The following is a 23725-nucleotide window of genomic DNA, read 5'->3' as shown; positions in this document are numbered from 1 at the left end:
CATGCCGCGTTCGTCTGGCCCGCTTGCCATCGGCATCGACATCGGCACATCCGGCGCGCGCGCCGTCGCCATGCGTCCGGATTTTTCCATTGCCGCGCATTCCGCTATTGCCCTCGAGCGATTTGGGCCGAACGGCCGCGACCCCGCCATATGGTGGGAGGCGGTCGGCGCGGCGTTGGCGGAACTGCTCAAATGTATCGATCGCGCGGCAGTGCGCTCGATCGCCGTCGACGGTACGTCGGGCACGCTGCTGCCGGTCGACGGCGCCGGGCGGCCGCTGGCCGAACCGCTGATGTACAACGACAAGGTCGCTGACGACACTATTCTGACAGCAATAGCCGGCGCGGCACCGGCAACGAGCGCTGCACTTGGGGCGACCTCCGGTCTCGCCAAGGCGCTGTCTTTCCAGCACCTGCCCGGCGTCGCCACTGTGCTGCACCAGGCAGACTGGATCGCCGGACAGTTTTCCGGCCGCTTCGATGTCAGCGACGAGAACAACGCCCTGAAGACCGGCTACGACGTCGAGGCCCGGCGCTGGCCGGACTGGATCGCGGCGACCGGCGTGCGCATGGAATTCCTGCCCCGCATCGTGCGGCCGGGCGATGTCACGGACACGCTCACCGCCAGCGCTGCGAAAATGTTCGGCCTGCCGCGCGACGTGGTTATCGTTGCCGGCACGACGGATGGCTGCGCCTCATTCCTGGCGACCGGTGCGAGTGCCGCGGGCGACGGCGTTACCGCGCTCGGCTCGTCGCTGACCATCAAGATCCTCTCCGACCGGCCGATCTCGGCGCCGCAATTCGGCATCTACAGCCATCGGCTGGGTGACACCTATCTGGCGGGCGGCGCCTCGAACTCCGGCGGCAAGGTGCTGGCCCAGCATTTCCCCGTCGCCCGCATTGTCGAACTCAGCAAAAAAATCGACCCGGCGACGAAGACCGGCCTCGATTATTACCCGCTGCCGGCGCCGGGCGAACGCTTCCCCATAGCCGATCCGGCGCTGCCGCCGCGCCTCGAGCCGCGGCCCGCCGACGACGCCGACTATCTGAAAGCGATGTTCGAGGGTATTGCGGCGATCGAAGCGCTCGGCTATCGCCGGCTTGCCGAACTCGGCGCCCCCCGGCTGACATCGGTCAGGAGCGTCGGCGGCGGTGCGGCCAATCCGGCCTGGACAGCGATCCGGCAGCGCAAGCTTGGCGTCGCTCTCGTGCCGGCTCTTTCGGAGGAGGCCGCTGCCGGCACGGCGCGGCTGGCGCTGATGGGCGCAAGCGCAGCGGGGCTTTTATGACGGCCAAGGCAATTCAACACCTCGACGGCATCGCCGCGCTGACCGACCGCTATCAGGTGTTCCTGCTCGACCAATTTGGTGTGCTGCACGACGGCACCAGCGCCTATCCAGGTGCTGTCGAAGCGTTGTCGGCACTCAAGCGCGCCGGCAAGACCATCGTACTGATCTCGAATTCCGGCAAGCGGGCGCAACCCAATGAGCGCCGCCTGCTGAAGCTCGGTTTCGAACCGGGAAGCTGGGATCACTTTGTCTCCTCCGGCGAGGTGGCGTGGCGCTCCTTCCACCAAATGGCAGCATCCGGAGCCCTGCGCCCGCAGACAAAATGCCTGCTGATCCGCCGCGACAATGACCGTTCGGCTGTCGACGGCCTGCCCTTCGTCCTGGCCAAGGACGGCGACGATGCCGAACTGGTGCTGATTTCCGCCAGCGAGGGCGATCGCTACGACCTCGACCATTATCGCCGGCTTCTTGGTCCGGCGGCGGCGCGGCGGGTGCCATGCTTCTGCACCAATCCCGACAAGATCATGCTGACTGCCGTCGGCCCTCGCTTCGGCGCCGGCCGGCTCGCCGATCTCTACGAGAGCCTCGGCGGCAGCGTGGCGCGCATTGGCAAGCCCAATCCGCAGATATTCGAGGCAGCGCTGGCACTGGCGGGCCACCCGGAGCGCGACAGCGTGGTCTGCGTCGGCGACAGCGTCGAGCACGACATCGCCGGCGGCAACGGCGTCGGCGTCGCGACGACGCTGGTCCTGTCGGGCATATTGGCGGGGGCGCCTGACCTGGAGGACGTTTTCGCCACGCTGAACGCCCGTCCCGACTACATCGCGGATAGCTTCAGGTTTCGCTGAGTTGTTAAGGCGAGACAAAGCTAATCCAGGTTGAAACGCCCGATCACCGGCACATGGTCCGAGGGCCGTTCCCAGCCGCGCGCCGGCCGCAGGATTTCATAGCCGGCAAAATGCGGCACCAGGTTTGGCGACGACCAGACATGGTCGAGGCGGCGGCCGCGATTTGAGGCCTGCCAATCCTGGGCGCGATAGCTCCACCAGGTGTAGAGTTTCTCCTCGTAAGGCACATTGAGCCGCATCAGGTCGATCCAGTCGCCGGCGAGCCGCATTGCCTCGAAGTTTTCCGTCTCGACCGGCGTATGGCTGACGACCTTGAGGAGCTGCTTGTGCGACCAGACATCGTGCTCGAGCGGCGCGATGTTGAGGTCGCCGACCAGGATCGAGCCGGAGTGCTCGTCATGCTCGGCGCGGACGGCGTTCATCTCGGCAACGAAATCGAGCTTGTGCTTGAACTTGCGGTTGACGGCCGGGTCGGGCTCGTCGCCGCCGGCCGGTACGTAGAAATTGTGCAGCAGGATCGTTTTGCCGCCGGCGTTGACGGTGACCGACAGATGCCGGCTGTCGTCGATCTCGCAGAAGCGGCGCTTTTCGACCACCTCGATCGGCCGCCGCGCTATGGTGGCAACGCCGTGATAGCCCTTCTGGCCATGGAAGGCGATGTGCTCGTAGCCGAGCTTGCGGAACGCTTTCTCCGGAAACAATTCGTCCGGAACCTTGGTTTCCTGCAGGCAGAGCACGTCCGGCGCCTGCTCGACCAGCAGGCGTTCGACGATCGGCATACGCAGCCGGACGGAGTTGATGTTCCAGGTAGCGACGGAAAACGGCATGTGGGTTCCGGATAACGCGAGATCCGCCGGATGGGTCCGACGGAAGTCAATCGCGGAAACTACTGCCAGCCGCGCACCGCAAAAACAAGCCGCCTGCACCAACGCGGAAAAGCCATCCCGCAGCAGTAGAAAGTTACCGCGTCTTGGTGTTCAGCTCGCGGTTCGCCGTATAGTCGATGGCGAAAGTGTCGGGGGCGAAGCTGACGCCCTCCTTGGTGTTGAAGATCATCACCGTCGTGTCCTTGCCTTGCGCATCGGTGATGGTCCACTGCCGCAATTCATAAGATTTCGGATCGAACATCATGGTGATCTTCGAATTGCCGAACACCGATTTGTCGGCAAGCTGGATGGTGGTGAGATCGTCCTCTTCCTTGACGCTTCTGACGCGCCCGCCCGACAGATCGATCTTGTCGTCGAGCAGCAGCTTCAGCGGCGTCTTCGACAGCGGATAGAGGTCGGAGGTCCGCAGCTTCTTGTTGAGGATGACCACCGACTTGCCGTCGGAAATCACCCTGAAATTCGAGGCGCCGTCGTAATTGAAGCGGATCTTGCCCGGCCGTTCCAGAAAGAACTTGCCGCCGGTCTGCTCGCCCTTGGGTCCGAACTGCACGAACTCGCCGCTCATCGATTTGACCGAGGAGAAATGATCGGCGATCTTCTGCGCCGTCGCCGGAACCGCTGCTTGCGCCGACGCCAGCAACTGGAAGCCGGGCACGAGGTTGGCGGCCGCCGCACCGGCCAGGACCAGGCCGAGGCCGAGCACCTGCCGGCGGGTTGGGGCGAAATCCCTGCTTGGGGCGAGAGTTGCGTTTTTCATGCCGGTCACCATCATCTGATTGCTTGCTCGTTATATTGGTCTGGCCCCCCAGTTGGGCTTAAGTTTGGCGGGCCGCACGGCGCCCGTCCGCTGCAACGCGCCAAAAGGTTCAAAGTTGCCGGCGCGGACGCGCTCTAGAACTTGTCGTCCTCCGTCGGCACCAGGATTTCGCGTTTTCCGGCATGGTTGGCCGGGCCGACAATGCCTTCCTTCTCCATCTTCTCGATGATCGAGGCGGCGCGGTTGTAGCCGATGCCGAGCCGGCGCTGGATGTAGCTGGTCGAGGCCTTGCCGTCGCGCAGCACCACCGCGACCGCCTGGTCGTAGGGATCGTCGGAATCCTCGAAATTACCGCCGTCGCCGCCGCCACTGCCTTTGCCCGTCGGCTCATCGTAGTCCTTGTCGTCGTCCTCGGTGATGGCGTCGAGATATTCCGGCACGCCCTGCAGCTTCAGATGCGCGACAATTTTCTCCACCTCGTCGTCGGAGACGAAGGGACCGTGCACGCGCTGGATGCGGCCGCCGCCGGCCATGTAGAGCATGTCGCCCATGCCGAGCAGCTGTTCGGCGCCCTGCTCGCCCAGGATGGTGCGGCTGTCGATCTTCGATGTCACCTGGAAGGAGATGCGGGTCGGGAAATTCGCCTTGATGGTGCCGGTGATGACGTCGACCGACGGCCGCTGCGTCGCCATGATGACATGGATGCCGGCGGCGCGCGCCATCTGCGCCAGGCGCTGCACCGCGCCTTCGATGTCCTTGCCGGCGACCATCATCAAATCGGCCATCTCGTCGATGATGACGACGATGTAGGGCATCGGCTCGAGGTCGAGGTTCTCCGTCTCGTAGATCGCCTCGCCGGTTTGGCGGTCGAAGCCGGTCTGCACGGTGCGCGAGATCCTTTCGCCCTTTTTCTCGGCCTGCTGCACGCGCGCGTTGAAGCCGTCGATGTTGCGGACGCCGACCTTGGACATCTTGCGGTAGCGGTCCTCCATCTCCCGCACGGTCCATTTTAGCGCCACCACCGCCTTCTTCGGATCGGTGACGACCGGCGTCAGAAGATGCGGAATGCCGTCATAGACCGAGAGCTCCAGCATCTTTGGATCGATCATGATCAGCCGGCAGTCCTGCGGCGTCAGCCGGTAGAGCAGCGACAGGATCATGGTGTTGATGGCGACGGACTTGCCCGAGCCGGTGGTGCCGGCGACCAGCACGTGCGGCATTTTGGCGATGTCGACGATCACCGCCTCGCCATTGATGGTCTTGCCCAGCGCCAGCGCCAGCCTGGCCTTGGTGGTTTCGAAATCGCGGCTGGCCATGATCTCGCGCAAATAGACCGTCTCGCGCCTGGCGTTCGGCAATTCGATGCCGATCGCGTTGCGGCCGGGCACCACGGCGACACGGCAGGCGATGGCGCTCATCGAGCGGGCGATGTCGTCGGACAGGCCGATGACCCGCGACGATTTGATGCCGGGCGCCGGTTCCAGCTCGTAGAGCGTGACGACCGGACCCGGACGCACATGGATGATTTCGCCCTTGACGCCGAAATCCTCCAGCACGCCCTCGAGCAGGCGGGCGTTCTGCTCCAGCGCGTCCTTGGACAGGCTGGCGTCGCGCACCACGTTCTTTGGTTCCGACAGGAAGTGCAGCGACGGCATCTCGAATTTTTCCGAGCCGATCAGCGAAGTCTGCGCCTCGCGCTGGACGCGGGCGCCGGGGGCCGGCCGCGGCGCCGGCGCCTCGACGCGTGTCGCCGCGTCGGAACGGAAGTTCTGCACCTTGGCCGTCGGCGCGGCGCGGCGCTGGCCGGCCGGCTCGGGCGCGAAATCCATGTCGTCGTCATTGTCGTTATCGAAGACGTCGGCATCGTCAGGGTCGATCGAGGCACTGCGGTCGTTGACCATGGCGGCGAAGAATTCCGGCTCGACTCGGGCGCGCCCGCCCGGGCTCATCCGCGCCTCGGCGAACTCGGCCGATTCGACCCGTTCGGCCGCCCGCCGCCAGGCGCTGGGGCGCGGTTCCATCTCCGGCTCGAAATCGTCGCGCTCGCGCCGGCGCGCGGCGCGGCGGCGCAGATAGGCCCGCAGCGACAGCCACCAGTGGGTGATGGCGCCAAGCGCCAATATACCTTCGTCGCCCTCGTCCTCTTCATTGTCGAAAAGCAGGTCCTCCTGCGGATCGGGCACTGCAGGCTGTTCGAGGACGGCAAAGCCGTTCTTGCGCGAAATCAGCGCCGAGCCATACAAGAATACCCACAGCGCCGGCGCTGCCAGGAGCACGGCGAGCACGCTGGCGACGAGGCCGGTCGGATAGCCGCCGATGACCAGGCCCGGGATATTGAGCACCATGTCGCCGAAGACGCCGCCGAGGCCGGTCGGCAGCGGCCAGGTCTTGGGCGGCACCACGCAGCCGGCAATTGCCGCGCCAAGCAGCGAAAACCCGAACCAGGCCAGCGCCCGTTTCGGCAGCCGGTCGACGCCGCGCGCGGTAAACAGCAGAAATCCCCAGATCACCGCCGGCACCAGCGCCGCAACGGCGGCAAGTCCGAAGAACTGCATGGCAATGTCGGAAAAGACGGCGCCGGCATAACCCATTGCATTGGTGACGATATTGTCGGTGGCGTGCGAAAAGCTCGGATCGGCGACGTTCCAGGTGGCAAGGGCGGCGACGCCGAAACCAATCAGAGCAAACAGCCCGGCACCGACCAGCCGCCCGACCTGGCGCCTCGCGAACGACCGGATGCCGTGCTCCGTATCGGCTAGCGCAAGCGGTGCTGAAGCCCCTGAACGCATGCTCTTCCTCGTCTGTCGTTGCCCGGCCGGGCGCGGACGCGCAACACGGCAGATTCGGCTGTCAGACTAGCGGCGGGAAGGTTAAGGGCGCATTAACCATGGGCATTCTGCGTCACCGGAACGGGCGACCGCCACCACAGTTCGGAGCCGCTGCGGCCGATGTTTCACGCCACGGGCGGATCGAGCCCCTGATCAAGCGATTGTGATCAAGTCGTCACGGCCATCTGCGTACAAAAAAGAGGCCCGGAAGATTTCCGGGCCTCAAGGCGTGAGCCCTTTCGGGAGCATCACGACGGGATCTTTCTGGCACCGGCAAACGCCGGTGCCGGCCAAATACCCTTACGGCACCACTTCGCCGTGCTGGCTGATGTCGAGGCCTTCGACCTCTTCCGGGGTGGAAGGACGCAGGCCGACCAGCGCCTTGACGATATAGAGGATCACGAAGCTCGCGATCGCCGTCCACAGGATGGTGAAGACGATACCGTAGAGCTGCTTGCCGACAGAGGCACCCGAGCCGAGGCTGTTGATCGCCGGATCGGCGAGCACGCCGGTCAGCAATGCACCGATGATGCCGCCGATGCCGTGCACGCCGAATGCATCGAGCGAGTCGTCATAGCCGAACGCGTGCTTGAGCTTGACGGCCGAGACGTAGCAGAGCACGCCGGCGACGATGCCGACGATGAAGGCGCCGGTCGGATTGACGAAGCCGGAAGCCGGCGTCACCGCGACCAGGCCAGCGACGGCGCCCGAGATGATGCCGAGAACGCTCGGCTTCTTGGCGACGATCCATTCGGCGAACATCCAGGCGAGCGCCGCAGCAGCAGCGGCAACCTGGGTGTTCAGCATTGCGGCACCGGCAAGGCCGTCGGCGGCCAGTTCCGAGCCGGCGTTGAAGCCGAACCAGCCGACCCACAGCAGCGAAGCGCCGATGACGGAGTAGACGAGGTTGTGCGGCGCCATGTTGGTGGTGCCGTAGCCTTCACGTTTGCCGAGAACCAGCGCGCAGACCAGGCCGGCAACACCGGCATTGATGTGAACGACCGTGCCGCCGGCGAAATCGAGAACGCCGGCTGTGCCGAGGAAGCCGCCGCCCCACACCCAGTGCGCGATCGGGGCGTAGACCACCAGCAGCCACGCGCCCATGAAGATGAGCAGCGCCGAGAACTTCATGCGTTCGGCGAAGGCGCCGGCAATCAGCGCCGGCGTGATGATGGCGAAGGTCATCTGGAACATCGAGAAGACGAACTCAGGAATGTTCGCCACGCCCGGCAGCCACAGCGAGGACGTGGTGATGCCGTTGTGGAAGAACTTCGAGAAGCCGCCGAGATAGGCATTCATGCCGCCGCCATCCGAGAAGGCCAGCGAGTAGCCGAACATGAACCACAGCACCGTCACCAGGCAGGTGATGGCAAAGCTCTGCATGATGGTGGCGAGCACGTTCTTTTTGCGCACCATGCCCCCATAAAACAGCGCCAGGCCCGGTATGGTCATCATCAGCACCAGCGCCGTCGAGGTCAGCATCCAGGCTGTGTTGCCGGTGTCGAGCGCGGGCGCAGGGGCAGCCGGTGCCGCCGGTGCCGCTTCCTGCGCGAACGCAGCAACCGTGCCCAGTGCAGCGAGAGCGAGCGAGCCCAAAACGGCCGCGCGTCCCGTTATCTTCAAGGTGGAAGGAATATTCATTGAACTCTCCATTGGAATACGTATCCGCAGCTCAAAGCGCGTCGGTGTCTGTTTCGCCGGTGCGAATGCGCACCGCCTGGTCGATGCCGAAAACGAAGATCTTGCCGTCGCCGATCTGGCCGGTCTTGGCCGCCGCGGTGATGGCTTCGACGGCCTTGTCGACCATGTCGACAGCGACCGCGACTTCGATCTTGATCTTCGGCAGGAAGCTGACCGCGTATTCCGCCCCGCGATAGATTTCCGTGTGCCCCTTCTGACGTCCGTAGCCTTTTACTTCGGTGACGGTCAGGCCCTGGATGCCGACTGCGGTGAGCGCCTCGCGCACCTCGTCGAGCTTGAACGGCTTTATGATTGCCATCACGATCTTCATAAGGTTTCACCCTTTGCTGTTGCGGGTCCCCGCGTTTGCACGACTTCGCCGATCCCCATGAGAGCCGGAGAGTGCCCGCTAGGATTCAAGCTCCGTGCCAATTGCCGAAGCAGGGTGTTAAGCTGTTGTTAAACAACGAAATCGAGAAGGTCTGGCAGCTGCCTGTTCACAGGCGCGGCAGTGCATATGCTTAAAAAATAGGCAAATTTCGAAAAATGCCTACTCCGCAGGCGGCCGCTTCAGCCGGATGAGTCCTTCTTGGGCAACCGAGGCGATCAAGGTGCCGTCGCGGGCAAACAGCGAGCCGCGGGTAAAGCCACGCGATCCTTGCGTCGACGGGCTGTCTTGCGTGTACAGCATCCAGTCGTCGAGCGGATGGCTGCGGTGGAACCACATGGCGTGGTCGAGGCTGGCTGCCTGGATATCACGATCGAAAATGGCGCGGCCATGGGCAAAGGTCGAGGTGTCGAGCAGCGTCATATCCGAGAGGTAAGCGAGCACGGCCGCCTGCGTGGCGCGGTCGGCCGGCACCGGGCCGGTGGTGCGGATCCAGATGTTCTGCTTCGGCTCGAGCTTTTCCCGGCTGGTATAATGCTTCAGCATCACCGGCTTCATCTCGATCGGCCGGTCGCGCTCCCAATAGCGCTTGATGCCGTCGGGCACGGCTTCGCCGAACTTGCCCAGCAATTCGCGCTGCGACAGCAACGTGTCGGGCGCCGGCACGTCCTGCGGCATCGGCACCTGATGTTCCAGGCCGACCTCATCCTGCTGGAACGAGGCTTCCAGCGAAAAGATCGCCTGGCCGTGCTGGATCGCCACGACGCGGCGCGTGGTGAAGGAGCCGCCGTCACGGATGCGGTCGACCTCGTAGATGATAGGCACCTTGGTGTCGCCCGGCCGCATGAAATAGCCATGCAGCGAATGCACGTGGCGCTCGGGCTCGACCGTTCGCTGCGCGGCGACCAGCGCCTGGGCGATGGTCTGGCCGCCGAAGATGCGCTGCCAATCGAGCTTGGGGCTGCGACCACGATACAGGTTGTGTTCCAGCTGCTCGAGGTCGAGAATGCCGAGAAGCTCGTCCATGGCTGCCGTCATCTTGACCTCGCCGCAAAATTACCATGGCGGTTTCCGACAGGAACAGCGGGCAGTCAAGGGCGGAATGCCCGGCGACAGTCAGGCTGCGAAAGGAATTGCCCATGGTCGACAGCAAGAATTCGCTCGACGTTCTGGTCGCCGGCGCCGGTTATATCGGCTTGGCCGCCGCCGTGTCGCTGAAGCAGGCGCGGCCGAGCCTCGCCGTCGCCGTCGTCGATGCAGCACCCGCCGGCGTCTGGCAGAAGGACGGCCGCGCCTCGGCGATTGCCGCCGCCGCGTGCCGCATGCTCGACCAGCTCGGCGTCTGGAACGAGATCGCGCCGGAGGCGCAGGCAATCACCGAAATGATTGTCACCGATTCGCGCACATCCGATCCGGTCCGCCCGGTGTTCCTCACCTTCGACGGCGAGGTCGCGCCCGGCGAACCCTTTGCGCATATGGTCGCCAACAAGGATTTGAACGGCGCCTTGCGCCGGCGCGCCGAACAACTCGGCATCGGCATCATCGAAGGCGTCGCCGTCAGCGCCTTCGACATCAACGGCGCCGGCATAACCGTGCATCTTGCCGACGGCGCGACGCTGAAGGCGCGGCTGCTGGTTGCCGCCGACGGCGTCAATTCGAAGCTGCGCGACATGGCCGGCATCAAGACGGTGAAATGGGAGTATGGCCAGTCCGGCATCGTCTGCACGGTGGCGCACGAGCGGCCGCACAACGGCCGCGCCGAAGAGCATTTCCTTCCCGCGGGCCCGTTTGCCACGCTGCCGCTCAAGCCGGGCAAGGACGGCACCAACCGCTCATCGATCGTCTGGGTCGAACGGTCGCAGGATGCCGAAAAGCTGGTCGCGGGCGACACCCTGGTCCTGGAATATGAACTCGAGCAGCGCTTTGGCCTCAAACTCGGCGAAATCCATATCGCCGACAAGCCCCGCGCCTGGCCTCTCGGGCTGACCATTGCGCGCGCCTTCGTCGCGCCGCGCATCGCCTTGGCCGGCGACGCCGCCCACGGCATCCACCCGATCGCCGGCCAGGGTCTCAATCTCGGCTTCAAGGACGTGGCGGCGCTGGCCGAAGTGGTGGTCGAGGCCGACCGGCTCGGCCAGGACATCGGCGCGCTCGACGTGCTCGAGCGCTACCAGCAATGGCGGCGTTTCGACACGGTGCAGATGGGCATCACCACCGATGTGCTGAACCGGATGTTTTCCAACGATTTCGGCCCGCTGCGCACTTTGCGCGACATCGGCCTCGGCCTTGTCGAACGCATGCCGCGGCTGAAGGAGTTCTTCATCCGCCAGGCGTCAGGCCTGTCCGGCGACACGCCGAAACTGTTGAAGGGCGAGGCGATTTAGGCTTGGCACGTGCGCGTTACTGGCCGTTCGGTCAGTTGACCTCGAAGCCCAGCTTCTGGCGCAGCCGCAGCATTCGCTGGTCGGAAATCTGCCGGCTTTGCCCGCCGGCTTCCGCCACACGGCCGACCATCTGCAGCAGATCGTTCCTTTCAGCCGCGTCGAGGCGTTTGTCGATGACGACCGTGGCGTCATCAATTTGCGAAGCCGCCCATTTGGCGTAGATCACCGCCTCATCGGTCTGCTTTTTATCGGCAATCTCCGAAATCACCGATCAAATGGCGGCTTCGCGTTGCGGCAGCATGGGACCATTCTCGGAAACGATGGCGGTGATCAGCGTCGCGGCCGCCACGACCGGATCGTCGATCGCCGTCAGCGGCGAGAGTGCCGCCTGCTTGCGCAGCTTCTTGCGGCGCACATTGCCCTGCACGCGGCCAACGACGTCGGCAACCTCACGCGCCGCGTCGTTCATGATCTTCAGCCGGTACCACCAGAAGCCCGCTGCTCCGAGCAGGCCGATTGCTGCAATCAATATATGCATGCCCCGAAATCCCCCAATCTCGGGCGACGATAGGAGAAGTATTGCTTCGCTTCAACACGCAAAAGTTGCGTCCGACGAAGAAAACGAAAGCCCATGCCAGTCGTTGGTCCCCGCCGCTCCGCGGAGGAACTTATCGAGACATCTCTATGACCCGGGCACCTTGTAGATCGCCCGCACCTCGATCGTGCCTATTTCGGCGAGCGGAATCTCGCCCGCGATCTCCAGCGCCTCGTCGAGGCTCTCGGCCTCGATCATGACGAAACCGAGCAACTGCTCCTTGGTTTCGGCGAAGGGGCCGTCGGTGACCAGCCGCTTGCCCTTGCGCCTGCGAATGGTTTTCGACGTTTTCACCGATTGCAGCGCCTGCGCGATGATTAGCATCCCGCGTTGGTCCAATGACCGGTCATGGGCCATCGAATCGGCGTCGAGCTTGGCCAGCCTCTCGGGCGTCATTGCGTAGAGATCTTTTTCTTCACCATAGACCAGGCAAACATACTTCATTTTTATCTCCATTCCTGGCTTGAAGCCGAAGACGAGGCTACGGAAATCTCCGCGGAGCCCTTGCCTGCCGCAGAATCGAGACCGGCCGCAGCATAGTCGAGAAGAGATACCGCAATCCCGATAATGGCAATCGCCGCAAGCAATCGGCCGAAGCCGGAAGGCTGCAGGCGCGACCAGTCGGCTTGTTGTTCACCGGCCCTGTAGCCGGTGCTTGTGCAGTGAGCAGAAAACAGGTTGTTCATGTGGTCCTCCATCCGGCCACCAAGTCCATGGCCGCCCGCAGGACGGCCGGGACAGATGGAAGTCGACATTTTTGCACGCGTATTTTTTTCGAATTTTTTTTCGCTCGACATGATGTGTCACGCTGCCGCCGATACGAAAGCGTGGGTGGCCTTCGCTCCGGCGCGCGCTATAGTCGACTGGATGCCGATCACGGGCTCAATCACGACAATCAAGGAGGAATTGATGGACCGCACCGCCAACGCCGTTTGGAAAGGCAGTTTCAAGGAAGGCAAAGGCACGCTCGATACACAGAGCGGGACGCTGAAGGGCACGCCCTATTCGGCCAAGATGCGTTTCGAGGACGAGAGCGGCAAATCCGGCACCAACCCGGAAGAGCTGATCGCCGCCGCCCATGCCGGCTGTTACGCCATGCAGCTTTCGCATTTTCTCGCCGAGAACGGCACTCCGGCCGCCGAACTCGACGCCAAGGCCGTGGTAACGCTGGTTCCCGGCACCGGCATCACCGGCAGCGCGATCACCCTGGTCGGCAAGGTACCGGGCATCGATGCCGCCAAGTTCAAGGAATTGGCCGAGAAGGCCAAGGCCGAATGCCCGGTCTCGAAAGCGCTCGGCGCCATCAAAGTATCGCTCGACGCTAGGCTCGGGTGAGGGAGCTTTTATGCCTGATAGATTCCAACTGGTGTTGGAGTCCATCAATTGTTGAAGTCGGCGCCGCCCCTCATTGCCCTGCCGGGCATTTCTCCCCGTAAGTGACGGGGAGAAAGAAGCTGGCCGCAGCTGCGGCACTCTTCTTGCAACGTTGATGATTGACGAAACCGTCGAAGAGCGTCCCTCTCCTCGTCCCTATACGGGAGAGGTCGCCGGCAGGCGGGGCAGCGCCAGCCAATCGAAAGTAGGCAACGAACACGTTACCTGAGGGGCCGTCCCCGACGTCTCGAAAATCCTTATCGCCCATCGCCGGACAGTGCGTCGAGACGGGCGCGCAATGCCGCGACCTCTTCCTCGAGGGCCTGCACGCGCGTCTCCAGATCCGACGCCGGCGAGGACGACTGCAGGGGCGCTGCGGCAGCCGACAGCTGCGGCGGCCCGCTGAGCAGATGGACATAGCGATCCTCGCGCTGGCCTGGGCCGCGATCGATCTGCTGCACCAGCGGTGGCCGGCGGCCGATCAGCAGATCGAGATTGCCGCGAAGCTCGTCGATCGACGGCAGCCGCGCCATGCGCTCGCTTCGCGCCAGCAATTCATAGGCCGTCTGCGGGCCGCGCAGCAGCAACAGGCCGAGCAGCGCGATCTGCGCCGAGGTCAGGGAAAAGCGCTGCGCCACCACATGCTCGTAGCGCTCGACGCGCGACGCGAACACCTGCCTGACTAGGCCCTTCTGCTCGAGCTGGCCAAGCGCTCTTCTGACCTCGCCAAGTTCGACCGACATCACCGGCTCGCGCGCCGTCTTCTGGTTGGCCGCCGCATGTGCCGCATTGAGCGTCAGCGGATAGACGTCCGGCGTCAGCTCCTTCTTCTCGATAAGGCAGCCGAGCACGCGGGCTTCGATGGGAGAGAGGATGGGAAGGTCGGAATCGGTCATAAGTTTGCTATCCTTTCGAACTCGGCGGGACAGCGCCCCCCTCTGTCCTGCCGGACATCTCCCCCTCTAGTGGGGAGATTGGCTGTCATCACCGCTTCGCCACTTTTCAAGGCTGCAGAAAGGGCGCTGTCCTCCAAGCTGCTAATCTCCCCCCTTGAGGGGGAGATGTCCGGCAGGACAGAGGGGGGCGCGAAGGATCGCTACGGACGAGACGATCTCGGCTGCAACCCGCCCGCCGCCTACACCCGTCGCTCCACCATCATCTTCTTGATCTCGGCGATCGCCTTGGCCGGGTTGAGCCCTTTGGGGCAAGTCTGGGCGCAGTTCATGATGGTGTGGCAGCGATAGAGCCGGAACGGGTCTTCGAGATTGTCGAGCCGCTCGCCCGTCGCCTCGTCCCTGGAATCGATCAGCCAGCGATAGGCCTGCAGCAGCGTCGCCGGGCCGAGATAGCGCTCGCCGTTCCACCAGTAGCTCGGGCAGGAGGTCGAGCAGCAGGCGCACAATATGCACTCGTAGAGCCCGTCGAGCTTTTCGCGGTCCTCATGGCTCTGCAGCCATTCCTTGGCCGGCTCGGGCGACACCGTCTTCAGCCACGGCTCGATCGAGGCGTGCTGGGCGTAGAAATTGGTGAGGTCGGGCACCAAATCCTTGACCACGGCCATATGCGGCAGCGGATAGACCTTGATCGCGCCGGAAATGTCGTCGCAGCCCTTGGTGCAGGCCAGCGTGTTCGACCCGTCGATGTTCATGGCGCACGAGCCGCAAATGCCTTCGCGGCAGGAGCGGCGCAGCGTCAGCGTCGGATCGATCTTGTTCTTGATCCAGAGCAGCGCGTCGAGCACCATCGGCCCGCAATCGTCCATGTCGACGAAATACGTATCCATGCGCGGGTTCTCGTCATCGTCCGGCGACCAGCGGTAGATGCGGTATTCGCGCAGGTTGGTCGCGCCCTCCGGCTTCGGCCAGGATTTTCCGGCCATGATCTTCGAGTTTTTCGGAAGCGTGAGTTCGACCATTACCTCAGGTCCTTTCGGATGACGAGCTTCAGCCCGGACCAGATCTCGTTCACGGCGGCGACCTTGACGTCGACGAGGTCGAGCTTCAGCGCCTCTGTGCGGATAACGTCCTCGGTGACGTCGGTCGGCACTTTCGATGCCTTCTTCGGCCATGACACCCAGACCATGCCGTCCCGCTTGATCGCCGCTTCGACGTCGCCAAGACGGTCCTCGATCTCGACACGCTGCCGGGTGAAAGCATGTACGGCATCGTATTTCTCATGAACGCCAGAGATCGCCGACCAATCAGCCAGCCGGTCGACGTGGGCAAACTCGACGGCGTCTGCCAGATCGTCGAGTTCGGGCGGCAAGGCGACGAAGGCGGCAATCATCCCGTCCTTCAGGCCGAGCTTGGCCGGAAGGGGCGTGCCGGAATATCCCGCAACCGCCAGCGCCATCATCAATACACCCTGGCCTTTGGCGCGATCTTGGCCGGGTTGATGCCGCCGTCTGCTTCCTTAAGCAGCGTTTCGGTGTGCACCGGCCGGTAGGTGAGCGCCACCTCGCCGGCCTCGTTGAGCCGAGCCAGCGTATGCTTGCGCCAGTTGGCGTCGTCGCGGGCCGAAAAGTCCTCCCGCGCGTGCGCGCCGCGGCTTTCCTTGCGCGCCTCGGCGCCGTAGACGGTGGTGATGGCGTTGGCCATCAGGTTTTCCAGCTCCAGCGTCTCGACCAGGTCGGAGTTCCAGATCATCGAGCGGTCGAACACCTTGACGTCGCCGAGTTCACCCCAGATCTGCGAAATGCGCCTGCAGCCGCTTTCCAGCGATTCCTGGGTGCGGAACACCGCCGCGTCCTCCTGCATCGCCTTCTGCATCTTTTCGCGCAAAACCGCTGTCGGCGTCGAGCCGTTGGCGTGACGCAGCCGGTCGAAGCGGTCCATTATCTTTTCGACGGCGGCCTCGTTGGGCGAAGGGATCGCCGATGTGCGGTCGATCACCTGGCCGGCCCGGATTGCCGCCGCACGGCCGAACACCACCAGGTCGATCAGCGAGTTGGAGCCCAGCCGGTTAGCACCGTGCACCGAGGCGCAGCCGGCTTCGCCGACCGCCATCAGCCCGGGCGACACCTGGTCCGGATTCGACGCCGTCGGGTTCAGCACCTCGCCCCAGTAATTGGTCGGCACGCCGCCCATATTGTAGTGGACCGTCGGCAGCACCGGGATCGGCTCCTTGGTCAGGTCGACGCCGGCAAAGATCTTTGCCGATTCCGAAATACCCGGAAGCCTCTCGTGCAGAACGGCCGGGTCGAGATGGTCGAGATGCAGGAAAATGTGATCCTTCTTCGGGCCGACGCCGCGGCCCTCGCGGATTTCCAGCGTCATGCAGCGCGAAACCACGTCGCGCGAAGCCAGATCCTTGGCTGACGGCGCGTAGCGCTCCATGAAGCGCTCGCCCTCGGAATTGACGAGATAGCCGCCCTCGCCGCGCGCGCCCTCGGTGATCAGGCAGCCGGCGCCGTATATGCCGGTCGGGTGGAACTGCACGAACTCCATATCCTGCAGCGGCAGGCCTGCGCGTGCGGCCATGCCGCCGCCATCGCCGGTGCAGGTATGCGCCGAGGTGGCCGAGAAATAGGCGCGGCCATAGCCGCCGGTCGCCAGCACCACCATCTTGGCCGAAAAGCGGTGGATGGTGCCGTCGTCGAGGTTCCAGGCGACGACGCCGGTGCAGGTGCCGTCCGGCTCCATGATCAGGTCGAGCGCGAAATACTCGATAAAGAACTGCGCATTGTGCTTCAGCGACTGGCCGTAGAGCGTGTGCAGCATGGCGTGGCCGGTGCGGTCGGCGGCCGCACAGGTGCGCTGCACCGGCGGCCCCTCGCCGAAATTCATCATCATGCCGCCGAACGGCCGCTGGTAGATTTTCCCGTCCTCGGTGCGGCTGAAGGGAACGCCGTAGTGCTCGAGCTCGTAGACCGCCGCCGGCGCTTCGCGCACCATGTATTCTTGAGCGTCGGTGTCGCCCAGCCAATCTGAGCCTTTGACGGTGTCGAAGAGATGCCACTGCCAGTTGTCGGGCCCCATATTGGCGAGCGAGGCGGCGATGCCGCCCTGCGCCGCAACCGTATGCGAGCGCGTCGGGAACACTTTGGTGATGCAGGCGGTGCGCAGGCCCTGCTCAGCCATGCCGAGCGCGGCGCGCAGGCCGGCGCCGCCGGCGCCGACGACCACGACGTCGAATTTGTGATCGACATAGCTATAGGCGGAAGCCGTGTTGGCGTTCTTCGCGTCCTTGGCCAAAAAATCAGCCTCCAAATGCCAGTTTAAGCAGGGCGAAGACCGAAGCGACGCCGACGACTACGGGAAAGAATGTGTTGAGGGCGAGCAGCGCCAGCCTGGTGCCTTCGCCATGCACATAGTCTTCGATGATCGCCTGCATGCCGAGCCGCATGTGGTAGAGCACCGACAACAGCACCAGCGCCAGCACCAGTGCAACGAACGGATTGGCAAGTGCGGCGCGCACCTCGAGATAGCTGGCGCCGTTGAGTGCGATCAGGAAGCCGACGAAGAACAGGACCAGCGGGATGTTGGAGATCGCCGTCAGCCGCTGGCGCCAGAAATGGCCGGTGCCCTCGCGGGCGGAACCGAGGCCGCGGACCTTGGCCAGCGGCGTGCGCATGTCGGGGTTCTTGCCGTTCATGTCAGGCTCCCCGCGCCATGTAGCCGGCAATCCAGATCAGCAGCGTCAGCGTGACCGAGCCGGCCAGCGTCGCCCAGGCGATCCTCGATGCCGTATGCTTTTCCAGCCCTGCCCCAGTGTCCCAGATAAGATGGCGCACACCGCCCAGCATGTGGTGCATCAGCGCCCAGCTGTAGCCGAACAGCACCAGCCGTCCCAGCCACGAGCCGAAGGCCCAGTTGACGGCATTGAAGGTCGCCTCCGAGCTCGCCGCCGCCATCAGCCACAGCGCGACCAGCAGCGTGCCGAAATAGAGCGCCCCGCCGGTGATGCGGTGGACGATCGACATCGTCATGGTGATCGGCGGCCGATAGACGGTCAGATGCGGCGAAAGCGGCCGTTCACGTCTGGCAAATTCGCGGGTGGCTGGTGATTTGCTCATGGCTCCCCCAGTTCGGCGTCTCTGGAGCCTCAGGTGGGAATGCGGCATTACCGCTTCCGGTTGCGACTTCGGACAGCCGGTTTCTAATGCTCTTTTTGCACCGCGTCAAAGCCGGAAAACCGTTTCGAAAACGTAATTTAGTCTGATGAAAGCGAGGCTTTCAGCTTCAATCGATTAGGGCTGTCGCCTTGCGCCGGCACAATGTCGCCGCACTGCAAAATATGGCTGGCGCAAGGGGCGGATCAGCGCTTGCAGGCCAGCGGTGATGCACCGCCCTTCATCACCAGCGCCTCACGCCCATCGATCACGATTGCGTCATGCGCCTCGCCGTAACGGCTGGTCTGATTGGCCGGTGACGCCGGCAGCTCGGCGCTGGCGCCGTTCTGGCCGAGGACGCGCACCGACGTGCCGAGATTCTCGATGGTTATCACGCTACCGTCGGCGCAGTTGTAAGTAGCTGTGCGCGGCTGCGGTGCCGTCGGTTCGCTAGCGGCGGGAGCAAGCGACACGGAAGCGGCGGCCGTGTTGCCGAGCTTGGGCGCGCTGGTCTGCGGCGCGCAGGCGGCGGCAGCCAGCAGCGGCGGAATGGCCAGCGCCATCCGAAACGTGCGGCGTAATCTCATTTGCTGCTTTCCCCCCGCGTATCGAGCCCGCCGCGATGCTCCGGCAAGCCACCGGATTTCATGCTTTTCGAGTCGCGCCCGATGCTGGGGATGGTGGGAACAAGGCATGGCCGAATGATGGCCGGTGGGCGATCGAGTATTAACCATATTTTCCGAGACCTCGCCCCTGCTGCGGTTGCCCTCTTAACAAAGGTTAATAAAAGGTTAATTTCTGATTCGAGGAGGCTTGCCTCTCAGCAATGGAGCAGCACGCCATGCATTCGAATTCAGCAGGATCGCGCCTTCCCTGGTTCCTAGTGGCGGCGCTCGCCGTCGGCGTCGTCGCACCGGCATTCGCCGGGACGCGCCATCATGACCGCGTCTATGCCGATTCCTTCGGCAATCTCGTCATCGACAGCGCCGCCGGCTACAAGCGTATCCTCGTTGGCGAGGGCAAGCTGGCCAAGGAATTGTCCGACTACACCAGCGCCGGCCAGCCCGACGTGATCTACGAAAACGAATCGGACGATGTCCGCGGCGGCGACTGCTATAGGCCGCCGGTTTTCGTCAAGGGCCGCAGCTATATGTACGGCCTCTCCGACGGCGAAATGCCGGAGCTCAGCCCCTGCCGCTGACGGCCACGCCGCCCTTGGTTGACGGCGCCGGCAGGGCAACAGCCGGCCCCGCCGAGACACGCACGCAATCGCGACCGCTGCCCTTCGCCTGATAGAGCGCTTTGTCGGCGCGCCGCAGCAGGTCGGAAAAGCTTTCGCCCGGACCAAGCTCGGCAATGCCGAAGCTGGCGCTGCAGCGGTGATCCGCGGGCAGGCAGTCGATCGGCGTGGCACCGAAGGCGCTACGCGTGCCCTCGGCAAAGAGCCGGGCGGCGGCTAGATTGGTCCCCGGCAGGAAAATAGCGAATTCCTCGCCGCCGATGCGGCCGGCGACATGATGGTCGGCCGCGGCATCGCGGAGAAACCCGGCAAAGGTCTCGATGACCCGATCGCCCGACGCGTGGCCGTAAGTATCGTTGATGCGCTTGAAATGGTCGAGATCGGCAATGACCAGTGCCGCTGGAACGGCGCGCCGCATGGCGTCACGCAGCGCGATCTCGGCATGGCGCTCGAAGCCGCCACGGTTGAGCAGCCGCGAAAGCGTGTCGGTTTCCGATTTCGACGTCGCCTCGGCGAGCACGTCGCGGACCAGGATAGCCAATGTCACCAGCGCAAGCGCCAGGCCGAACACGGTGCCGACCGACTGCGACACCAACGCATAGCTGGTCTGCGCATAAGATTGCGGATTGGCGCCCCAGCCACCAAGCGCATGGGCGATGAAGGGTTTGCTGGCGAACTGCAAGGTGCTGGCCGCTAGGACAGCCATCAGCATATAGTCGAGCCGCTCGCGTCTTTGCCTGGACGACAAGACGATCGCCAGCCCGGTGAACTGCATAGCCGCATAGGGAAGCTGGTAGGCCGCCATTCGCACAAAGGATTGGCGTGGCAGGTCCTGCACGAAGTGGACCGCGAGGGTGGCGAAGACCAGGAAGAACAGCATCGGCGGCCAAGGCGGCGAAACGCGGTATTTATGGGCAAGCCCGCCATTGAAGGCGACGGTAGCGCCAAGGAAGGCGGCAAAGGCGGCGACAACCACGGGGCGCGCATTGTCGAAGGCAGGAATGCTGAACTCGATCGCAAAATAAGCCGTGCCGAGCACATAGCCGAACGCCAGCCAGCGTGCCGACACCCGGCCGGCGTCATAGACCGCGATCGTCATGAAGGCCGCCGCCAGCAGCCCGGCAACGAACAGGTTGATCAGCAGGATGAAATTAGCGCTGCCCATGGCGTTTTGGCACTTCCCCCCGAACAGCAAATCACCAACGCGCGAAAAAGACGTTAATTCGAAGCCGCCGCTGACGCTCAGCCAGCACTGGTCCGATTGGGAAGGACGACCGTTTCAGGCCGCGGATAGGACAGGCATACGCTGTCGCGGCCACTCCTTTTGGCTTTGTAGAGCGCTTCGTCGGCGCGGCGCATCAGCGGGTCCAGCCCTTCGTCGCTGGTGCGGGCGGCCACCCCGAAGCTCGCGGTCACTCTCGTGTCGGGCGGAAGTCCGTCGATTCTGCCCGCCGAATAGACCGTGCGAATGGCTTCGGCAAACAGTCTTGCCGCGCCAAGGTCGCTGAGCGGCAACAGCACGGCGAACTCTTCGCCGCCGATACGGCCGGCAACGCCGCGCGTACCTGCAGCCGACAGAAGCTTGGCAGCGAAGTCGGCGATGACGCGATCGCCGGCCGCGTGGCCATGCTGATCGTTGAGCGCCTTGAAATGATCGAGATCGGCAAGCACCAGCGCAACCGGCAATTGCGCCGTGGCACAGTGCTGCAGGACAAGCATGGCGCGCTCCTCGAAGCCGCGGCGGTTGAGCAGGCCCGACAGCGGGTCTGTCAGGGTTTCGGTCTTCAGGGCCTTCATCACATCGAGCGCGGCGGCGCCGAACAGGCAAAGCGCAATAAGCAGCGACAGCAATGCATGCGATAGCAGAGCCGTCGTCCAGTAGGACGAGGAGTAAAGCCCTTCATAGCTGGTGAACGGCCCATGCGCGATGACGACGGCAAGCGTCCGCGCCAGGAAGTTCAGGCCGGAAAGCAGCGACAGCACGAACAGGATCATTTCTGTCGGGCCGTTGTTGCGCACCACGCGCAACTCGGCGGCGACAACCAGGCTGATGCCGCCGAAGCTGAAATTGATGGCAAGGATGCGCCAGGTGAGATCCGGCCGGGCAAAAAGAAACCACGAAAACGCGGCCAGGCCGCCGCAGGCCAGAATGCCGACCGCCGGGTAAGGCACGCGCCGCCCATAGCGCGCAATGACCGCGCCGGCGAGACAGCAGGTGGCGAAGGTGAAGCACAGGATCGAGATGAGCTTGGTCGGTGCCATGCCGACCGGCAGCGTGAAATACTGGAGCAGGAAGCCTGCGGCCGAGGCCGAGTAGCCCGCCGCCAGCACGCCCAGATAGGGACGGTGGCGCTGATAGAACCACAGCACGAGAAATGCCGCGCCGAGTGTGAGGGCGATGCCTGGATTGAGCAGCGCTATGAGCAGGCCGGTGTCCAAGCGCTGTAATTTCCCCTCGCTTCCCCTTGGAGGACCTTAGAGCGGAAGCCCAAACAAGCGGTTAAGCGAAAGCGAATATACGACAGGTGCGTCGACAAAGCCGCTGGGCGGAACCGCGAACGGCGAGCGGCGTTTCACGACGGCAACCAGGAGACGCTCCGATGGCCGACACGATCATGCTGACCGATCACGATGCAATTCGCTCATGGGCCGCGGCACGCGCCGGCTTTCCGGCGATCGTCGACGTGTCGCCCGAAGCCGGAACGCAGCCCATGCTGAGGCTGGTCTTCGGCCAGCATGCCTACCAGGACCAGGATGAGGCCGAACGCCCGGTCAATGCCGGCGGCTACGAACTGGTCGAATGGGACGAATGGTTCAAACTCTTCGACGAGCGCCAACTGGCGCTGGTCGTCGCAAAGGACCAACCCGGCCGCCGTGAGGGATTCCACGAATTCGTCAGGCGGCCCGACTGAAGAATGCCCGAACCGCATTGCGGCTCGGGCTCCTCATATCCGACTGCGCGCGCCTGCCCTATTTCCACTCGCGGATGTCGACGAAATGGCCGGCGATCGCCGCCGCCGCGGCCATTGCCGGCGACACCAGATGCGTCCGGCCCTTGAAGCCTTGGCGCCCCTCGAAATTGCGATTCGAGGTCGAGGCGCAGCGCTCATGCGGCTTCAGCCGGTCGTCGTTCATGGCAAGGCACATCGAGCAGCCCGGCTCACGCCAGTCAAAGCCGGCGGCGACAAAGATCTTGTCGAGGCCTTCGGCCTCTGCCTGTTCCTTGACCAGGCCGGAGCCCGGCACGATCATCGCACTGACCCGCGGATTGACCTTCTTGCCCTCGATCACCTTGGCTGCGGCGCGCAGATCCTCGATGCGGCCATTGGTGCAGGAGCCGATGAAGACGCGATCGAGTTCGATATCGGTGATCTTGGTGCCCGGCTTCAGGCCCATATAGTCGAGTGCGCGCTGCTTGGAGGTGCGCTTGTTCTCATCAGTGATGTCGTCCGGGTTCGGCACGATGCCTTGCACCGAGACCACGTCCTCGGGCGAGGAGCCCCAGGAGACGATCGGCGGCAGCTTTGCCGCGTCGAGCACGACCACCTTGTCGAAATGCGCGCCTTCGTCGGACTGCAGCGTCTTCCAGTAGGCGAGCGCGGCGTCCCAGGCTTCGCCCTTGGGGGCGCGCGGCTTGTCCTTGACATAGGCGAAGGTGGTCTCGTCGGGCGCGATCAGGCCGGCGCGGGCGCCGGCTTCGATCGACATGTTGCAGATCGTCATGCGGCCTTCCATCGACAGCGCACGGATTGCCTCGCCGGCATATTCGATGACATAGCCGGTGCCGCCGGCCGTGCCGATCTCGCCGATAATGGCGAGGATGATGTCCTTGGCGGTGACGCCTTCCGGCAGTGCGCCGTCGACGCGCACCAGCATGTTCTTGGCCTTGCGCTGGATCAGCGTCTGCGTCGCCAGCACATGCTCGACTTCAGAGGTGCCGATGCCATGCGCCAGCGCCCCGAACGCGCCATGCGTCGAGGTGTGGCTGTCGCCGCAGACGATGGTCATGCCGGGCAGCGTAAAGCCTTGCTCCGGCCCGATGATGTGGACGATGCCCTGGCGGATATCCTTCTCGGAATAATATTCGACGCCGAAATCCTTGGCGTTTTTGGCCAGCGCTTCGACCTGGATGCGGCTTTCCTCGTTCTTGATGCCGAACTTTCGCTCCGGCGAAGTCGACACATTGTGGTCGACCACGGCCAGCGTCTTTTCCGGATGCCGAACCTTGCGGCCGGTTATGCGCAGGCCTTCGAAAGCCTGCGGGCTGGTGACTTCGTGGACCAGATGGCGGTCGATATAGAGCAGGCAGGTGCCGTCGTCCTGGCGGTCGACAACATGGTCGTCGAAAATCTTGTCGTAGAGGGTGCGCGGTGCGCTCATTTGCGTAAATCCGTCGATTTAAAAAG

General features: G+C 64.0%; 26 protein-coding genes. 6 read left to right on the top strand and 20 right to left on the bottom strand.

The annotated features are described in order from the left end of the window. The first annotated feature begins 1 nt into the window (after nt 1). Together NKI67_RS08605 and NKI67_RS08600 are read left to right on the top strand one after the other, a co-directional pair. The gene (locus tag NKI67_RS08605; RefSeq protein WP_031213171.1) at nt 2-1288 is read left to right on the top strand and encodes an FGGY-family carbohydrate kinase; all 1287 of its coding nucleotides are present in this window, start codon (nt 2-4) and stop codon (nt 1286-1288) included. Then, complete coding sequence (locus NKI67_RS08600; protein ID WP_023680489.1) at nt 1285-2136, top strand: TIGR01459 family HAD-type hydrolase; 852 nt, start codon at nt 1285-1287, stop codon at nt 2134-2136. Before NKI67_RS08605 ends, NKI67_RS08600 begins: the two co-directional genes overlap by 4 nt. A 20-nt stretch (nt 2137-2156) precedes the next feature. Here the strand turns inward: NKI67_RS08600 and NKI67_RS08595 are convergent, their stop codons facing one another. The 6 genes from NKI67_RS08595 to tesB all read right to left on the bottom strand — a co-directional run bounded on the left by NKI67_RS08595 (nt 2157) and on the right by tesB (nt 9714). Further along, a complete protein-coding gene (locus tag NKI67_RS08595) occupies nt 2157-2963 on the bottom strand; it encodes an exodeoxyribonuclease III (RefSeq protein WP_023680490.1) in 807 nt (268 codons plus the stop codon). A gap of 133 nt (nt 2964-3096) precedes the next feature. Continuing rightward, the gene (locus NKI67_RS08590; protein WP_031213172.1) at nt 3097-3780 is read right to left on the bottom strand and encodes an outer membrane lipoprotein carrier protein LolA; all 684 of its coding nucleotides are present in this window, start codon (nt 3778-3780) and stop codon (nt 3097-3099) included. 134 nt (nt 3781-3914) lie between these two features. Continuing rightward, the gene (locus tag NKI67_RS08585; RefSeq protein ID WP_352644972.1) at nt 3915-6569 is read right to left on the bottom strand and encodes an FtsK/SpoIIIE family DNA translocase; all 2655 of its coding nucleotides are present in this window, start codon (nt 6567-6569) and stop codon (nt 3915-3917) included. Nucleotides 6570-6908: 339 nt separating this feature from the next. Continuing rightward, nucleotides 6909-8231: an ammonium transporter gene (locus tag NKI67_RS08580; protein WP_031212694.1), complete on the bottom strand. Its 1323-nt coding sequence runs from the start codon at nt 8229-8231 to the stop codon at nt 6909-6911. 49 nt (nt 8232-8280) lie between these two features. Beyond that, nucleotides 8281-8619, bottom strand: a complete 339-nt coding sequence (locus tag NKI67_RS08575) for a P-II family nitrogen regulator (protein WP_023679755.1) — start codon at nt 8617-8619, stop codon at nt 8281-8283. Nucleotides 8620-8838: 219 nt separating this feature from the next. Further along, nucleotides 8839-9714: an acyl-CoA thioesterase II gene (gene tesB / locus NKI67_RS08570; protein ID WP_031212697.1), complete on the bottom strand. Its 876-nt coding sequence runs from the start codon at nt 9712-9714 to the stop codon at nt 8839-8841. Nucleotides 9715-9815: 101 nt separating this feature from the next. Between tesB and NKI67_RS08565 the strand changes: the two genes are divergently transcribed. Further along, nucleotides 9816-11060 (top strand): ubiquinone biosynthesis hydroxylase, encoded by a 1245-nt coding sequence (locus NKI67_RS08565; protein WP_352644970.1) that lies wholly within the window; start codon nt 9816-9818, stop codon nt 11058-11060. A 31-nt stretch (nt 11061-11091) separates the two neighbouring features. Here NKI67_RS08565 and NKI67_RS08560 read toward each other — a convergent pair whose 3' ends face one another. From NKI67_RS08560 to NKI67_RS08545, 4 genes are all read right to left on the bottom strand, one after another. Further along, nucleotides 11092-11328, bottom strand: a complete 237-nt coding sequence (locus NKI67_RS08560; protein WP_352644968.1) for a hypothetical protein — start codon at nt 11326-11328, stop codon at nt 11092-11094. A 3-nt stretch (nt 11329-11331) separates the two neighbouring features. After that, nucleotides 11332-11598 (bottom strand): hypothetical protein, encoded by a 267-nt coding sequence (locus tag NKI67_RS08555; protein ID WP_352644966.1) that lies wholly within the window; start codon nt 11596-11598, stop codon nt 11332-11334. Between the two features lie 144 nt (nt 11599-11742). Then, on the bottom strand, nt 11743-12099 hold the full coding sequence (locus tag NKI67_RS08550) for a YciI family protein (RefSeq protein WP_031212698.1): 357 nt from the start codon (nt 12097-12099) through the stop codon (nt 11743-11745). Between the two features lie 2 nt (nt 12100-12101). After that, complete coding sequence (locus NKI67_RS08545) at nt 12102-12341, bottom strand: hypothetical protein (RefSeq protein WP_031212700.1); 240 nt, start codon at nt 12339-12341, stop codon at nt 12102-12104. A 223-nt stretch (nt 12342-12564) separates the two neighbouring features. On the opposite strand from NKI67_RS08545, the gene NKI67_RS08540 reads away from it, so the two are divergent. Further along, nucleotides 12565-12990 (top strand): OsmC family protein, encoded by a 426-nt coding sequence (locus NKI67_RS08540; protein WP_031212702.1) that lies wholly within the window; start codon nt 12565-12567, stop codon nt 12988-12990. A gap of 296 nt (nt 12991-13286) precedes the next feature. Here NKI67_RS08540 and NKI67_RS08535 read toward each other — a convergent pair whose 3' ends face one another. The 7 genes from NKI67_RS08535 to NKI67_RS08505 all read right to left on the bottom strand — a co-directional run bounded on the left by NKI67_RS08535 (nt 13287) and on the right by NKI67_RS08505 (nt 18666). Continuing rightward, a complete protein-coding gene (locus NKI67_RS08535) occupies nt 13287-13925 on the bottom strand; it encodes a YceH family protein (RefSeq protein WP_023679763.1) in 639 nt (212 codons plus the stop codon). Between the two features lie 239 nt (nt 13926-14164). Further along, the gene (locus NKI67_RS08530; RefSeq protein ID WP_023679764.1) at nt 14165-14944 is read right to left on the bottom strand and encodes a succinate dehydrogenase iron-sulfur subunit; all 780 of its coding nucleotides are present in this window, start codon (nt 14942-14944) and stop codon (nt 14165-14167) included. Beyond that, a complete protein-coding gene (locus NKI67_RS08525) occupies nt 14944-15381 on the bottom strand; it encodes a DUF3052 family protein (RefSeq protein WP_031212704.1) in 438 nt (145 codons plus the stop codon). Before NKI67_RS08525 ends, NKI67_RS08530 begins: the two co-directional genes overlap by 1 nt. A gap of 2 nt (nt 15382-15383) precedes the next feature. Next, the gene (gene sdhA, locus NKI67_RS08520) at nt 15384-17222 is read right to left on the bottom strand and encodes a succinate dehydrogenase flavoprotein subunit (RefSeq protein WP_023679766.1); all 1839 of its coding nucleotides are present in this window, start codon (nt 17220-17222) and stop codon (nt 15384-15386) included. A gap of 4 nt (nt 17223-17226) precedes the next feature. After that, a complete protein-coding gene (gene sdhD / locus NKI67_RS08515) occupies nt 17227-17622 on the bottom strand; it encodes a succinate dehydrogenase, hydrophobic membrane anchor protein (protein ID WP_023679767.1) in 396 nt (131 codons plus the stop codon). A 1-nt stretch (nt 17623) separates the two neighbouring features. Beyond that, nucleotides 17624-18043 carry a succinate dehydrogenase, cytochrome b556 subunit gene (gene sdhC / locus NKI67_RS08510; RefSeq protein ID WP_292663224.1) on the bottom strand — a complete coding sequence of 140 codons (420 nt, stop codon included), beginning with the start codon at nt 18041-18043 and terminating at the stop codon, nt 17624-17626. A 242-nt stretch (nt 18044-18285) separates the two neighbouring features. Next, entirely contained in the window at nt 18286-18666 is a 381-nt protein-coding gene (locus NKI67_RS08505; protein ID WP_031212707.1) for a hypothetical protein, read from the bottom strand. Nucleotides 18667-18920: 254 nt separating this feature from the next. Between NKI67_RS08505 and NKI67_RS08500 the strand changes: the two genes are divergently transcribed. Beyond that, a complete protein-coding gene (locus NKI67_RS08500) occupies nt 18921-19280 on the top strand; it encodes a hypothetical protein (protein WP_031212708.1) in 360 nt (119 codons plus the stop codon). Here NKI67_RS08500 and NKI67_RS08495 read toward each other — a convergent pair. Both NKI67_RS08495 and NKI67_RS08490 read right to left on the bottom strand, forming a co-directional pair. Continuing rightward, the gene (locus tag NKI67_RS08495) at nt 19264-20484 is read right to left on the bottom strand and encodes a GGDEF domain-containing protein (RefSeq protein WP_023679771.1); all 1221 of its coding nucleotides are present in this window, start codon (nt 20482-20484) and stop codon (nt 19264-19266) included. The genes NKI67_RS08500 and NKI67_RS08495 overlap by 17 nt on opposite strands. Before the next feature lie 77 nt (nt 20485-20561). Continuing rightward, nucleotides 20562-21758 carry a GGDEF domain-containing protein gene (locus tag NKI67_RS08490; protein ID WP_023679772.1) on the bottom strand — a complete coding sequence of 399 codons (1197 nt, stop codon included), beginning with the start codon at nt 21756-21758 and terminating at the stop codon, nt 20562-20564. A 161-nt stretch (nt 21759-21919) separates the two neighbouring features. On the opposite strand from NKI67_RS08490, the gene NKI67_RS08485 reads away from it, so the two are divergent. Beyond that, nucleotides 21920-22231: a hypothetical protein gene (locus NKI67_RS08485; RefSeq protein ID WP_023679773.1), complete on the top strand. Its 312-nt coding sequence runs from the start codon at nt 21920-21922 to the stop codon at nt 22229-22231. 58 nt (nt 22232-22289) lie between these two features. On the opposite strand, the gene leuC is transcribed toward NKI67_RS08485, so the two are convergent. Next, a complete protein-coding gene (gene leuC / locus NKI67_RS08480; protein WP_023679774.1) occupies nt 22290-23699 on the bottom strand; it encodes a 3-isopropylmalate dehydratase large subunit in 1410 nt (469 codons plus the stop codon). Between the last annotated feature and the right edge of the window lie 26 nt (nt 23700-23725).

The sequence above is a fragment of the Mesorhizobium sp. M0408 genome, assembly GCF_040321495.1.
In the GTDB taxonomy this organism is placed as follows: Bacteria; Pseudomonadota; Alphaproteobacteria; order Rhizobiales; family Rhizobiaceae; genus Mesorhizobium.
The sequence above is the reverse complement of the archived record's forward strand: the minus strand, read 5'-3'. Positions and strand labels throughout refer to the sequence as shown.

What these genes read in the sequence shown, in the direction of transcription:
- NKI67_RS08605 (WP_031213171.1), top strand. Translation starts at nt 2, where the DNA reads ATGCCGCGTTCGTCTGGCCCGCTTGCCATCGGCATCGACATCGGCACA.
- NKI67_RS08600 (WP_023680489.1), top strand. Translation starts at nt 1,285, where the DNA reads ATGACGGCCAAGGCAATTCAACACCTCGACGGCATCGCCGCGCTGACC.
- NKI67_RS08595 (WP_023680490.1), bottom strand. Translation starts at nt 2,963, where the DNA reads ATGCCGTTTTCCGTCGCTACCTGGAACATCAACTCCGTCCGGCTGCGT.
- NKI67_RS08590 (WP_031213172.1), bottom strand. Translation starts at nt 3,780, where the DNA reads ATGAAAAACGCAACTCTCGCCCCAAGCAGGGATTTCGCCCCAACCCGC.
- NKI67_RS08585 (WP_352644972.1), bottom strand. Translation starts at nt 6,569, where the DNA reads ATGCGTTCAGGGGCTTCAGCACCGCTTGCGCTAGCCGATACGGAGCAC.
- NKI67_RS08575 (WP_023679755.1), bottom strand. Translation starts at nt 8,619, where the DNA reads ATGAAGATCGTGATGGCAATCATAAAGCCGTTCAAGCTCGACGAGGTG.
- tesB (WP_031212697.1), bottom strand. Translation starts at nt 9,714, where the DNA reads ATGACGGCAGCCATGGACGAGCTTCTCGGCATTCTCGACCTCGAGCAG.
- NKI67_RS08565 (WP_352644970.1), top strand. Translation starts at nt 9,816, where the DNA reads ATGGTCGACAGCAAGAATTCGCTCGACGTTCTGGTCGCCGGCGCCGGT.
- NKI67_RS08555 (WP_352644966.1), bottom strand. Translation starts at nt 11,598, where the DNA reads ATGCATATATTGATTGCAGCAATCGGCCTGCTCGGAGCAGCGGGCTTC.
- NKI67_RS08550 (WP_031212698.1), bottom strand. Translation starts at nt 12,099, where the DNA reads ATGAAGTATGTTTGCCTGGTCTATGGTGAAGAAAAAGATCTCTACGCA.
- NKI67_RS08545 (WP_031212700.1), bottom strand. Translation starts at nt 12,341, where the DNA reads ATGAACAACCTGTTTTCTGCTCACTGCACAAGCACCGGCTACAGGGCC.
- NKI67_RS08540 (WP_031212702.1), top strand. Translation starts at nt 12,565, where the DNA reads ATGGACCGCACCGCCAACGCCGTTTGGAAAGGCAGTTTCAAGGAAGGC.
- NKI67_RS08535 (WP_023679763.1), bottom strand. Translation starts at nt 13,925, where the DNA reads ATGACCGATTCCGACCTTCCCATCCTCTCTCCCATCGAAGCCCGCGTG.
- NKI67_RS08530 (WP_023679764.1), bottom strand. Translation starts at nt 14,944, where the DNA reads ATGGTCGAACTCACGCTTCCGAAAAACTCGAAGATCATGGCCGGAAAA.
- NKI67_RS08525 (WP_031212704.1), bottom strand. Translation starts at nt 15,381, where the DNA reads ATGGCGCTGGCGGTTGCGGGATATTCCGGCACGCCCCTTCCGGCCAAG.
- sdhD (WP_023679767.1), bottom strand. Translation starts at nt 17,622, where the DNA reads ATGAACGGCAAGAACCCCGACATGCGCACGCCGCTGGCCAAGGTCCGC.
- sdhC (WP_292663224.1), bottom strand. Translation starts at nt 18,043, where the DNA reads ATGAGCAAATCACCAGCCACCCGCGAATTTGCCAGACGTGAACGGCCG.
- NKI67_RS08505 (WP_031212707.1), bottom strand. Translation starts at nt 18,666, where the DNA reads ATGAGATTACGCCGCACGTTTCGGATGGCGCTGGCCATTCCGCCGCTG.
- NKI67_RS08500 (WP_031212708.1), top strand. Translation starts at nt 18,921, where the DNA reads ATGCATTCGAATTCAGCAGGATCGCGCCTTCCCTGGTTCCTAGTGGCG.
- NKI67_RS08495 (WP_023679771.1), bottom strand. Translation starts at nt 20,484, where the DNA reads ATGGGCAGCGCTAATTTCATCCTGCTGATCAACCTGTTCGTTGCCGGG.
- NKI67_RS08485 (WP_023679773.1), top strand. Translation starts at nt 21,920, where the DNA reads ATGGCCGACACGATCATGCTGACCGATCACGATGCAATTCGCTCATGG.
- leuC (WP_023679774.1), bottom strand. Translation starts at nt 23,699, where the DNA reads ATGAGCGCACCGCGCACCCTCTACGACAAGATTTTCGACGACCATGTT.